At 60.2% G+C, this 11,310-nt stretch carries 11 protein-coding genes and 2 pseudogenes; 10 read left to right on the top strand and 3 right to left on the bottom strand.

The genetic code is table 11. The features are described 5' to 3' along the window. Window positions 1-173: 173 nt before the first annotated feature. Window positions 174-1,240: pseudogene (locus E3O25_RS17335) on the top strand (IS3 family transposase); the annotation flags it as partial. A 60-nt stretch (window positions 1,241-1,300) separates the two neighbouring features. Then, window positions 1,301-1,474, top strand: a pseudogene (locus E3O25_RS17660) (helix-turn-helix domain-containing protein); the annotation flags it as partial. A 26-nt stretch (window positions 1,475-1,500) separates the two neighbouring features. Here the strand turns inward: E3O25_RS17660 and E3O25_RS03770 are convergent. Then, on the bottom strand, window positions 1,501-2,367 hold the full coding sequence (locus E3O25_RS03770) for a DNA/RNA non-specific endonuclease (protein WP_134360491.1): 867 nt from the start codon (window positions 2,365-2,367) through the stop codon (window positions 1,501-1,503). Between the two features lie 658 nt (window positions 2,368-3,025). On the opposite strand from E3O25_RS03770, the gene E3O25_RS03765 reads away from it, so the two are divergent. From E3O25_RS03765 to E3O25_RS03755, 3 genes are all read left to right on the top strand, one after another. After that, entirely contained in the window at window positions 3,026-3,277 is a 252-nt protein-coding gene (locus E3O25_RS03765; protein ID WP_134360490.1) for a hypothetical protein, read from the top strand. Between the two features lie 347 nt (window positions 3,278-3,624). After that, the gene (locus E3O25_RS03760; RefSeq protein ID WP_134360489.1) at window positions 3,625-4,743 is read left to right on the top strand and encodes an aromatic acid exporter family protein; all 1,119 of its coding nucleotides are present in this window, start codon (window positions 3,625-3,627) and stop codon (window positions 4,741-4,743) included. A gap of 161 nt (window positions 4,744-4,904) precedes the next feature. Then, a complete protein-coding gene (locus E3O25_RS03755) occupies window positions 4,905-5,360 on the top strand; it encodes an SRPBCC family protein (RefSeq protein ID WP_134360488.1) in 456 nt (151 codons plus the stop codon). A 1,049-nt stretch (window positions 5,361-6,409) separates the two neighbouring features. Here E3O25_RS03755 and E3O25_RS03750 read toward each other — a convergent pair. Together E3O25_RS03750 and E3O25_RS03745 are read right to left on the bottom strand one after the other, a co-directional pair. Further along, window positions 6,410-7,129, bottom strand: coding sequence for a response regulator transcription factor (locus E3O25_RS03750; protein ID WP_134360487.1), 720 nt, complete (start codon window positions 7,127-7,129; stop codon window positions 6,410-6,412). After that, window positions 7,126-8,448 (bottom strand): sensor histidine kinase, encoded by a 1,323-nt coding sequence (locus E3O25_RS03745; RefSeq protein ID WP_166805958.1) that lies wholly within the window; start codon window positions 8,446-8,448, stop codon window positions 7,126-7,128. The genes E3O25_RS03750 and E3O25_RS03745 overlap by 4 nt, the downstream gene beginning before the upstream one ends. A gap of 227 nt (window positions 8,449-8,675) precedes the next feature. Between E3O25_RS03745 and E3O25_RS03740 the strand changes: the two genes are divergently transcribed. The 5 genes from E3O25_RS03740 (at window position 8,676) to E3O25_RS03715 (ending at window position 11,158) form a co-directional block, all read left to right on the top strand. Next, the gene (locus tag E3O25_RS03740) at window positions 8,676-9,281 is read left to right on the top strand and encodes a DedA family protein (RefSeq protein WP_092112691.1); all 606 of its coding nucleotides are present in this window, start codon (window positions 8,676-8,678) and stop codon (window positions 9,279-9,281) included. Next, window positions 9,278-9,847, top strand: coding sequence for a CDP-alcohol phosphatidyltransferase family protein (locus tag E3O25_RS03735; RefSeq protein WP_092112689.1), 570 nt, complete (start codon window positions 9,278-9,280; stop codon window positions 9,845-9,847). The genes E3O25_RS03740 and E3O25_RS03735 overlap by 4 nt, the downstream gene beginning before the upstream one ends. 347 nt (window positions 9,848-10,194) lie before the next feature. Then, entirely contained in the window at window positions 10,195-10,539 is a 345-nt protein-coding gene (locus E3O25_RS03725) for a hypothetical protein (RefSeq protein WP_241988482.1), read from the top strand. Then, window positions 10,536-10,868 (top strand): hypothetical protein, encoded by a 333-nt coding sequence (locus E3O25_RS03720; protein WP_206750204.1) that lies wholly within the window; start codon window positions 10,536-10,538, stop codon window positions 10,866-10,868. Before E3O25_RS03725 ends, E3O25_RS03720 begins: the two co-directional genes overlap by 4 nt. Continuing rightward, on the top strand, window positions 10,865-11,158 hold the full coding sequence (locus E3O25_RS03715; protein WP_092112685.1) for a hypothetical protein: 294 nt from the start codon (window positions 10,865-10,867) through the stop codon (window positions 11,156-11,158). The genes E3O25_RS03720 and E3O25_RS03715 overlap by 4 nt, the downstream gene beginning before the upstream one ends. Window positions 11,159-11,310 lie beyond the last annotated feature (152 nt).

Below are 11,310 nucleotides of genomic sequence, written 5' to 3'. Positions count from 1 at the left end.
GGTCGAATTGAACCCTAAGTAAGTTCTATTTTTCCTGATCCGAGTGGCATTCTCTGTTTAACGCGCCGCTACAACCTCAACTCGACCGGTGGATCGAGGATAAGGCGGGACTGCCCCCCGGTTTGGTTGACTCCTGACCAGTGGAGATTCGTCTTCACTGGAAAGATGTCACCATGCCCAAATCCTACCCACCCGAGTTTCGCTGTGATATTGTCGCGGTCGCCCGGAAGCACGAAGCCCCGCTGAACCAGATTGTGAAAGACTTCGGAATTTCGAAGTCCAGTCTGGCGAACTGGCTGAAGAAAGTCGACGTCGAGGAGGGCGTCAAGCCGGGCGTGACCGAGAAGGAGTCCGCAGAACTGCGGGATGCGAAGAAACGTATCCGACTGCTCGAACAGGAAGCCGAGGTCATGCGCCGTGCCGTCGCCTATCTTTCCCGGGAGGTCAACCCAAACCTGCCGGGTATTGCGCTTCTCCACACAAGCGTTCCACCAACGGAAGCGCAACCCCATCTCCCAGCGCGACTGGAACGACGCCCACCTCACCAACGCCGCCTGGGATATCCACCGAGACGACCCCTCGTTTGACTACCGGTTCATTTCCGACGAGCTCGGCCAAGCCGGCCTCACCGCGGGTGAGAACCGGGTCTGGCGGCTGGCTCGCAGTAACGGCTCTGGTCCGTGTTCGCGAAGAAACGCGGCCTCACGCGCAAAGCCAGCCCGCCCGTCCACGACGACCGCATCAAACGGAAATTCACCGCGACACGCCCAAACCAGATCTGGCTCACCGACATCACCGAACACCACCGACGAGGGCACGATCTACCTTTGCGCGATCAAAGACGTCTAATCGAACAAGATCGTCGGTTACTCCATCGATTCCAAGATGAAGGCGTCCCTGGCCGTCGCAGCCGGCCGGAACGCGGTCGGCCAGCGCACCATCGATGGCACGATCTTGCACTCAGACCAAGGCTCCCAGTTCCGCTTCAACGCGTTCCTGCGGGTGCTGAAGCACAACGGCATCACCGGCTCGATGGGTCGCATCGGCGCATGCCGGCGACAACGCCGCGATGGAGTCGTTCTTCGCGCTGCTGCAGAAGAATGTCCTCGATCGGCAGCGGTGGTCAAACCGAGAGGAGCTGCGCTTGGCGATGGTGGTTTGGATCGAGCGGACCTACCACCGCAAGCGCCGGCAACGCCGCCCCCGCAAACTCACCCCGATCGAGTTTGAGACAATAAATGTGGCCCCACGGCCGCCTGAAATCACTAACCCTTTGAGCCAACTGAACTCGGGGCAGTCCCTTGCCCTGGCGAAGAAGCGTGGCGTCTACCCTGGTCGCACCCCGTCACTGGACATGGCCCGCGCGGCCGAGCTGCGCGAGAAGGCTGCCGCTGGCGTGCCGAAGTCTGTACTTGCTCGAGAGTTTGGGGTCAGCCGCGAAACCGTCTATGTCTATCTCCGCGCCAGGGACTGAGCTGGCCGTAGACGATTTGGTGCGGTCTAGAGGTGGATTCCTACTGTGTCGATCAGTTCGGTCCAGCGCCTTCGACGGTCGGTGTCTTCCCTGATCGCTGGGGCCCGGGCGTAGACGTCTGCGTCGGATAGGGCGGTCAGGTTGAGCCCGGTGAGGTCGGTGATGTCCTTGATGGGTACTTGGTAGGTGCGGTACGGTCCAAGCGGCGGGGGATTACCATACATGGGGGCTGGGGCGCGGACCGTGTCGAGGTCGATGTCTTCTAGCTGTGGGCTTTGGTCGAGGACGAATCCGGCGGCGTGAAGAACGGTGGAGTCTTCCGTGGTCGTGGTCCATGCTGCGATCTTCCAGAACGCTTGCGGGATCTTCACGCCGCGGTATATCGGATCCTGGGCTGAGAGTACGGGGGCGGTGAAGACGCTGATGCGGTTACCGTTGGTGCGTGCGTAGGTGAGGACGTGGTCCTCGAGGCCGAGCCAGAGTTGTTTCGATTGGTTAAAGGCTCCGGCTTGGGGTGCGGCGTTGGTGTAGGCGAAGGTGTCGTAATTCGCTCGTCGGGCTGTCGTTGTGTCGTCCCAGACCGGGTCTTGTCGCCGGACGAGGTGTCCGCGGTCGAGGTCGTTTCTGGCGTAGACGGACTCCCCGGTCTGTTCGTAGAGCGGGATACGGGAGTCGAGGTGCCAGTCGTCGCCTCGGTCAACGGTAACGAGCTGGTCTCCGTCGATGTTGACGCCGGTCGCGATCGCGAGGCGCCGCGCAGGGTCAAGGAGCACGGTGAAATGTGTGTAGGGCAGTTCGCGAATCAGGGTTCCCGCGGGAGGGGCCGGGAGCGGCAGAGGAATTTCAAGGAAATCGGCGTTGTATCCAGCTGGATAAAGTACTGCGGTGTTCATGGTGATAGTCAAGCAGCCAGAGCCGACAGTTGGGATATACATGGCGGCGTTGAGGGGACGATCCCGTTCGCTGTGTCTTTTGTTGACCACAGGCACGAGTGGCCGAAGTGGGGATATTACCGTTCCTTGGAAGCTGCATAGCCTTGGGAGAGAGCCTGGGCGGTTCAAGGAGCGGAATGAATAAGGTGATCGTGACATTACGACGCCGATTTGCGCGATGGCCGGGTTTCGTTCTGGTCGGCGTGAATCGGCGCGGTCAGCTACCCGCTGTCCTCGTGGATCCGGTGGATTGCACAGGGCGGGTCATTCACGGTCTGTGGCTGGGCGACAGCGTCGACGACGGGCCTGATGGCACGACGTACTGCAGAGTGAAAAGGGTGAGGTGGAGGCGCTGACCAGTAGGGGATCGGCGGTAAGGCCCGGAGCCACAGCCAGAGGCGCCAACGTCAGCTCTACGACGTTCGAAGCTGTTGAGCTCAAAGATGAAGTTTACGGGCGCACAGCCTGAGCCGCCGCCGCCGCCGCCGCCTGCCGTCTGCCGCGCATGAAACTGGCATGACAGCGCACATTCCCGATCCCGCTGCTTTCTTCCGAGATCTTCACACTGGTATTTGGCAGGACATTCGACAGCTTCCCTGCCGATGAAAGTCAGGCAGGGATGCTGTCGACGCTTGCTGGTGACGGCGATACGCGCTCCGCGCGCATCTTCACCGATGCCGGCAACCTCATGCTCAGCATTAACGCCATCGAATGCGGAGAAAACCTGCTTGTCATCGCCTGCACCTACAACGAAGCATTATCTGACCCGGACGATGACAAGCCCAGCGGTGAAAAATGGCTTGGGTGTTTGATGGTGGTCGCGGCTCACCGGTCAGCGTCGGCAGGCTCCGCGAATACCTGCATGAGCTGACAGATGTCAAGAACACCGCGAGCCAGATCACAGACAGCTCCTTCGTCAGAGTCAGGAGGCTGACCGGCGCTGCACGAATGCCGTGCATGAACCAAGTGGGATCTCAGCCCTGTTGTGGCCAATAAAAGACACCAGGGAAGGAGACGCGCGACGGCGGCAGCGTCTGAACCGTCGGACACGGCGTGAACGAAAGTGGACATCTCATGCGAACATCCCGCAACTCCTTACCGGCCTGCTGCGGGAGTGTTTTTCTTGTCGGATGTTTCCCAGCGCCCCGCCAGCATCCGCGCTTAACCTGCGGGGCGAGCGGATCCCAACTCTTCGTTGCCGCAGAAAAGAACTAAACGATGCCGAAAACGATTTTCCCGTGGAACGCATCACGGCTGGCGTCGGTTCGTCGTCGTCTTCAACCTCCGCGATTCCTCCAGGTCACCAAGATTGCTGTTGCTGTGGCGATTGCCTGGACGCTGTCCCCTTTCCTCCCTGGAGACGGTCAGGAATTGCGGTACTACGCGCCGCTGGGCGCTCTTCTGAGCATGCACCCAACGCTTATGCGTTCGCTCCGCAGCGCTTTACAAACCCTCGCTGGGCTGGCCGTGGGAGTCGCCCTCGCTGGTGCCGTGCTTCTCCTAAGCGAGCCTAGCGTTTGGACGATCTCGCTGGTCATCGGCCTCGGCTCTCTTATCGGAGGAATGCGATGGCTTGGTGTGGGCGGAGAACAAGTACCCCTGACTGCTCTCTTCGTTCTCATCATCGGCGGCCCGGAAGCCGATGATTACTCGGTCGGCTACCTTGCCCAAGTCTGTCTGGGGATGGTGGTGGGGCTCTTGGTCAACCTGCTAATTTTGCCGCCGCTTGCCATCGGCACGGCTGTCGATCGGTTGACCAGTTTTCGAGGCACCCTCGCCACGCACCTCAGCGATATCGGCGTGGCCTTGGTCGAGAGTTGGCCTCCCGAGCGTGAACTCTGGGCGACCAGGGGCAGCGCACTCACCGACGCGGCCCGAGACGTGAGGTCGGCTGTGCAATACGCCGACGAGAGTCGTAAGGGTAACCCTCGCGCTCGTTTCAACCGCAGAAATTTTGTTGTTGACTATGAGGACCTCGCGGCCTTGGAGAACGTCACCTTTCACGTGCGCAACCTGACTGAGGTTTTTGCGGGCATGATCTGGGGTAAACCGATTCCCCTTGAGCTGCCGCGCGAGCTGCGGCCGGTTCTCAGCGATGCCCTGCACGCGGTTGCGGACACCTTGCGTGCCACGGACGACGGCCCGCGTGATAGCGCACCCTTGGATGCCGCCGTAGCGGCAGTCGAGGCGATTCTGCACGTCATGCAAGAGTTGGGTGCCGGGGCGACATCGCTCAGCCCGACGGCCGCGATCGTCATCGATCTGAAGCGCATTTTGGTCGCGCTTCGCCCTAAGACCGAGAGAGATTCTGAAGAGTCTCCCTCGCCCGTCGTTTAGCCCGTCCCATCGCTTGTTCACGCTGCTGCGGTTCCGCGCACAAGTACCTTCTCGTTCCCGCGAGTTTTTCCTTACCCGGGTTGACCTTGGATTAGCCTTCGGTACGGTGAATGGGGTAGCAGAAACTATTTCATCCGTTGAATTCGCATTAGGAGGTCATCATGCCCAACGCCATCGAGACTGTCGACGTCAACGTTCCCGTTACCGTCGCTTACAACCAGTGGACAAAATTCGAGGAGTTTCCAAAGTTTCTCAGTTTTGTTGAATCCGTCACGCAAGTATCCGACACTCTCACCGAGTGGAAGGTCAAAATTGGCGGCGTGGAGCGCGAGTTCGAGGCTCGGATAACCGAGCAGCACCCTGACGAGCGTGTTGCCTGGAACAGTACCGGCGGTCAGGTCGACCACGCGGGAGTTGTCACGTTCCACAAGTTGGCTGAGGACGAGACGCGTGTGACGGTTCAGCTCGATTGGGAGGCGAAAGGACTGCTTGAGAAGGCCGGAGCCGCTCTCGGTATAGACAATCACGCCATCAAGAAAGACCTCGCGAACTTCAAGGAGTTCATCGAGGCGAAGGGAACCGACGATGTCGGATGGCGCGGAGATGTGCAGGCCTGACGTTGCTGGAAGACCAACGTACGACTCGTGATGGTCCGGACAGCGCACACCGGAGTCCGGCCACTTGGGGTGACGCGACGCTCGAAGCGTTTGGCAAGCTATCAGCGACATTCGACAGCGTGGAACAAGCGGGGATTGCTATGAGATTTCATCGCCTAATGGGCCAGGAGGCTCAGCGGACGGGTTCTGCACAACTTTGGACGCTTCATAGCTATGCCTTGCTCTCAAACTCCGAAGTCGTCGTCATTCTTCGATCCCCGCAATCGCATGGTTGCACAGCAGTGCATTTATGCGAGGAGGATATTCTCAGCGTACGTCGGGTGCTTCAGTTCGTTTGATTTAGCGCAGTGCCCGCGGATTCCTGTAGTAGTCCTGCGCAACAGGAGGGGTTGTTCTGAGCTGCCGGCCATCTCTCCCACGTAATCCTCAGCGGTTGGATCCTTCAGTGAACGATTCGACGGCCCTGTGAAACTGTTTGAAGGTCAGATGTGTCGGCGGGGCGCTTCTAAATTGAGGACTTCGGATATCGATCCGCTCTGGTTGATATAGCCGAGGACTTTTTCGGGTGATTGCTCATCTTGTCGCCGGTCAGCTACCCGCCATTCATGGTCTGAAAGAACACACAATTCGAGGTCTGCTGCCGCGCATGGTTCATGTTGATAATTCGACATTGAATCTCCTTCACCGCGGGGTGCTTGGACGTGCCCCAGCGGGTTTCTCGTTCGGTGGGTTCGTTCCCACCATGATAGAACTCACCCTGGTCTGCGCATCTGTCACAGCAGATCTCGGGAGGGTCGGCTAAGTCATGTGCTCGGAGCAATGCTTCGATGAGTGGAGCGTTTCATAGTCAAGTTGTCCGCGCCCTCATCCCACGGCTGAACCCCCACGCCGACGACGATCAAACCCTCGCGTCATCAAACGCAAAGTCTCGGAATGGCCCGCCAGACGCTTCCGCCACGCCCACTGGACACAACCGGCTCACGAGCCAGAAATGACCATTCAAGCGCTTAACTGAACGGTCTTGAGGCTAAGCGTCCGCAAAGGAAGTCTTATGGGCGTTCGTTGAGGAGGTCGGCTTCGTATGCGATGATCGCCGCCTGCACACGATTCTCGACGCCTAGCGCTGTGAAGAGCACACTGAGGTACTGCTTCACCGTGCCTTCCGAAAGGTGCAGGGATTTTGCGATCTGGGCATTCGACTGGCCTCGCCCGATTCCGGCGAGCAGTTCGCGTTGTCGGTGGGTCAGTTCGCGCACAGTTGATTGGGCTCGTGTTGAGCGGCCAAAACGAGCGCCGGTTTCCTGGCGGACCAGCCACCGGCCGACCCGCGGTGAGAATGCGGCACCGCCGCCTGCGAGAGCGCGAACGCCTGTGATCAAGTGACGCGGATCATCCGATTTCAGGAAAAAGCCGAGCGCACCGAGGGTGATGGCCTCTGCAATGTAGGCCTCGTCGGAGAAGGTGGTGAGCATTGCGACCGGCACGTGTGGCTGCTCGCGCCGCAGCTGTTCAAGGGTGCGGATACCGTCGAGCCTGGGCATCTGAATATCGAGAACGACGACGTCCAGCGAGTGCCGTCGAGCCAGTTCAAGCGCTTCGGTTCCGTCTGAGGCTTCGGCAGTGATTACAATATCCGGGGCGGTGGAGAGGATGCCGGCGATGCCAGCGCGCACGAGCTGATCGTCATCGGCAAGAAGGACTCGTAGTGGGCTGTCTCTCTGTTGGTGGGGCTTGTCGGGCAGAGTGTTTCCGGTGAGATTTCCAGTCATGGGGCGAGGATCGTGTCGGTGGAGAGAACGCGGTTGTCAACGAAGCAGATTCGGAAGACATCGTCGCGGTCGAAGAAACTTATTGAGGCCTCATAAAACTCGCACGTCGATCTCGGGGGCTGAGCCAGAGACGTTCGCGGGGCGTCGAGCATTTCCACTGCCGGAAGAAGGAGCTCGGTTTTGGTGCGGGTGTCACCGGTGTTGATGGCGGCGAACCGTTCGGGAGGCAGGACTGACGCGACGGTGGCATAAGCGAAGTAACCGATCGCGCTTAGCGCTGCGGTGGCGAGGAGAACGATGGGAACTAGCCAGGAGTGGCGTCGAGTGCGACGGCGGTTTCGGTCGGAGCTGCTGTCCGCGGCGGTGACGAGCTCGGTCCGAGATTGGTGTGTACTGGCGGCGGCTGAGGATGGAGTTGCCGACCTTGGGAGTCGGACGGTGAGGGTGAAGTCTTCGCCACGATTCACGTCCAGGGTTCCGCCAAGGATTTCTACTCGGTGTTGCAAGGCGACGATGCCGTGGCCCGTCGCGGGTAGGGACGGTGTCGTACCGTGATCGGGGTTGCGAATGCGTAACTCGACTTCGTCTCCGTCGATGTCGATGTCGATGTTCACCTTCGTGCCTGGTGCGTGTTTTGCGGCGTTCGTGAGTCCTTCCTGCAGTGCCCGGAGGAGAGCGGCGCGAGAGTAATTGTTGGTAAATCGTTCGATGTCTGTCGCGAGGGTGCTGTTTACCTCGATACCTGAGGATTGCGCGCGCTCGAGTACGTCTTCGATGCTGAGGTTGCTCAGCGAGGCGGTGATGCCGGAGTCTCTTTCGGTAATTAGTCGAATGGTCTCGCCGAGTTCGTCGGACGCGGCGGCGGCATTGGCCCGGATGCTTTGCAGCTCCGTTCTCGCCGTTGCTGGTAACGTGTCGTCCAGGGAGAGGCGGCCGGCTTGGACGGCGATCAGCGTCAACCGGTGCCCTAACCCGTCGTGGATTTCACTAGCCATCGCGTCTCGTTCCCGCATCACGGCCTGCTCGACGCGAGCATCGTGTTCCCGTGCCTCGGCGAGGGCCAGATTCCAGCCGCGCTGGAGATAGGCCCGCCGTCCGCGAAGCGCGGCGACCGTCAGAACGGGGACGACGAGGCACAGGGTGTAAATCGTGCCGCGGACGAGTCCGAGGATGGCGCCGGCCCACGATGGACTCGAGATCAGTCCGCACAGTGTCGCAGCGATGAGCGAGGCCGCCACCGCGACCATCACGACGCCGAAAGACGGCTTCCACAGAGAGGCGCAGAAGCCGACGATGATTGCGGTGGTACCTATCAGCATCGGACCCGAGCCGTCCGTCCACGGAGAGGCGACTCCGAGTAGGGCTCCCACAACAGCAGCGACTGTCGTGTTGGTATTGCGTGCACGCCGTGTGTGCGGAGTCGGATTGTTGTCGAGCATCCTCCCACCATACGGAGACCGGGTGGGCGAAAGAACTCGCCTTCGTTAGCTCGCGGCTTCACCTTTGTCACTATCGACGGTGGCGGCGCTCTTCTAGCGTTTCTTGCATGCTTGACAACATCACTTTGTTCCTTGACTCCGTCAGCGAGTACATCGGAATCATCCTCGCGGTCGTCTTCATTGCCTCGATCGTGGACGCGGCCTTCGGCCTCGGTGCCATTCTGCCGGGGGAAACCGTTCTGGTGTTCGCCGCGGTCGCCCTCCGTGATAGTCCTCTTCTGATCTTTGCCGTACTCGTCGCTGCCGTCGGGGCATTCATTGGCGACCACATCGGGTACTTCATCGGAAGGAAACTCGGCGTGAAGATGGTGAACACACGGGTGGTGCGGAAAATCGGGGTCGATCGTTGGGACGCGGCTAGCGGTTTCGTCGAACGACGCGGTTTTTGGCTCATCATCGTCGCTCGGCTCCTGCCCGGCGTTCGAACCTTGGTCGCAGCAGCAGCCGGAGCGTCACCCATGAGCTACCGGCGGTTCGCTCTCGCCTCCGGCACCGCAGCCGTCGTCTGGTCGCTTCTCTGGGTGCTGGGCGGCGCCGCGCTTGGTTTCGCGTTTGTCGAATTTGCCAATCACACGACCATCCCTGCGATCGCGGTGGCGGTGGCTGCCGCTGTTGGGTTCTTCGTTATGCGGCGGGTGCGGGTAACCGCATGAATACGAAAGATCGGACTCTCCGGCCGCGACCCGAGTGGTGGACCATCCCAAATCTCGTCACCGTTATTCGATTCGTCCTGATCGTCCCGATCGTGGCCCTTTTGTTGTCGGGTGCTCAGCCGATCACAGCTGCCACTCTCACGGTGCTCTTCGGCGCGACGGATTGGGTAGACGGGTTCCTCGCTCGGCGGCTCGGCCAAGAGACCCGGCTCGGGGAGATCCTCGACCCGATCGCCGACCGATTGGGAATCGGCTGCCTTGGCATCGCACTAACGATCATCGGTGCAATTCCCTGGTCGGTAATTATCGTCATCCTTTTCGTCGATCTGATCGTTGGAAGCGTCTCCCTGACACGGCACCGGAATCATCAGCTCTCGGTCACCTGGATCGGAAAGATTCGCACTGCGCTCATTATGATCAGCGCGTCCGCCGTCACGGGCGGCCTCATTCCAGGGATGGGATTGGTCTTTCTGATCGGGCAGGTCGGTTTGGTGGTCGGCGCGTTGTTGCACATCTTTGCCGGCGTCGGCTATCTACGACAACTGCTCCGAGGAGATGCGCCGTAGACACCAGCCATAGCTCTCGGGCGCGACTGAAGCTATTGCGGATGTTATCTGTCAGGGCCATGAAGAACGCCCAGTTCCTCATGGCCCTTGACACACACTTGCCTGCACAACCTCGAAAATACAAGGGCCGTTGTGCAGACGACGTCGGAAAACGACACTGGTGCTACAAGATCAATTCCGGACACTCTTCAAACGCGAGACGCGTTCCTGACGTGGGCCGGTTGACGAGTCCCGGCCCTTCAATACTAATTAGGACCTGTGGCTCGGCGAGCAACGAACCCCCGCAGAACACCGAGCCGACTGGCTCGGCATCCACCTGACCCGCATCACCCCGGAGGAAACCTGACATGACCCGCGTTCGAATCGACCTGTTCATCTCGCTGGACGGCTACACCTCGAGGACCGACCACGCCCCCGAAAATTCGATGGGTGAGGACTGGGGGCGCCTCACGGCTGCCCACGCCGCGACCCGCCCGTTCCACGAGCGCGTCTTCGGTGACACCAGCGGCACCGGGACGACCGGCATCGACGACTTCTACGCCGCCGCGTTCTTCGAGGGCGTCGGCGCCGAGATCATGGGCGCGACCATGTTCGGCCTGCACTCGTTTCCCGACGATCACGACCTCAACGCAAAAGGTAACAACGAAGTGATAGCCGAGACCACGCGACTGCTTGCATCCGAACTCGTATGACCGCCGAGAAACCGCGACTCGCACGCACACTCCGATTCGTGCTCGCTTGGATGGTCGGAGTCATTGGAACCATCACCACAGCCATTTCCTTGATCCCTGCGGTGGCCGTCATCGCCTCAGTAAATGGCGTATCTTCCCTTGGATTCGCCGCTGTCCTACTGGTCGTGTCCGCGATGTATCTCTTCGTCCCCATCCTCATCGCGTTGGCCATCGCGAATACCGGCCGCCGATGGTGGCTCTGGCTGACCATCGCACTAGCGGTCATCGTTTTGCTCCTAGTCGCCCGCTTCGCGGTGGGTTCGCTCGGTGTCTATTGGATTACGTTTTGAGTCGCGGCGAGCCGTATGCCGGCCCGATGATGTGGGTCGGCACTGTCGGTGTCGCGCTGGGCGGGATCATCCTGGTCTCACTGTTGAGCGGAGGTGATGGGCGGGCGGAGATTTCCGCCGAGTTGAGCGAGTCCATTCCGGATATTGCTGAGTTTCTCGAGGTTTCGACGATGGCTGATTTGCGCGAGTTCAATGAACCGAGCCCCGACCTGCGTGCACGCTTCACCTCTTCAGGAGAGATTTATCGCGTCATGGACTCATCCGTCGATCGTGCCCGGATCGCTATCTGAGGGATCGACGTACCGGGGCCTGGGCCGGGACCTTACAGCTCTGATCCTGATCGAGGATTCAGTACTGAGGAGTTAGTGGTGGGCACTGAGCTGCTGCGGATATCTCGGACAGTGTGCCTTCATGAACCCTCTACGGGACGATTCCTGTCGAC

This window comes from Cryobacterium sp. TMT1-3, assembly GCF_004402315.1.
Classification (GTDB): domain Bacteria; phylum Actinomycetota; class Actinomycetes; order Actinomycetales; family Microbacteriaceae; genus Cryobacterium; species Cryobacterium luteum.
The sequence above is the reverse complement of the archived record's forward strand: the minus strand, read 5'-3'. Positions and strand labels throughout refer to the sequence as shown.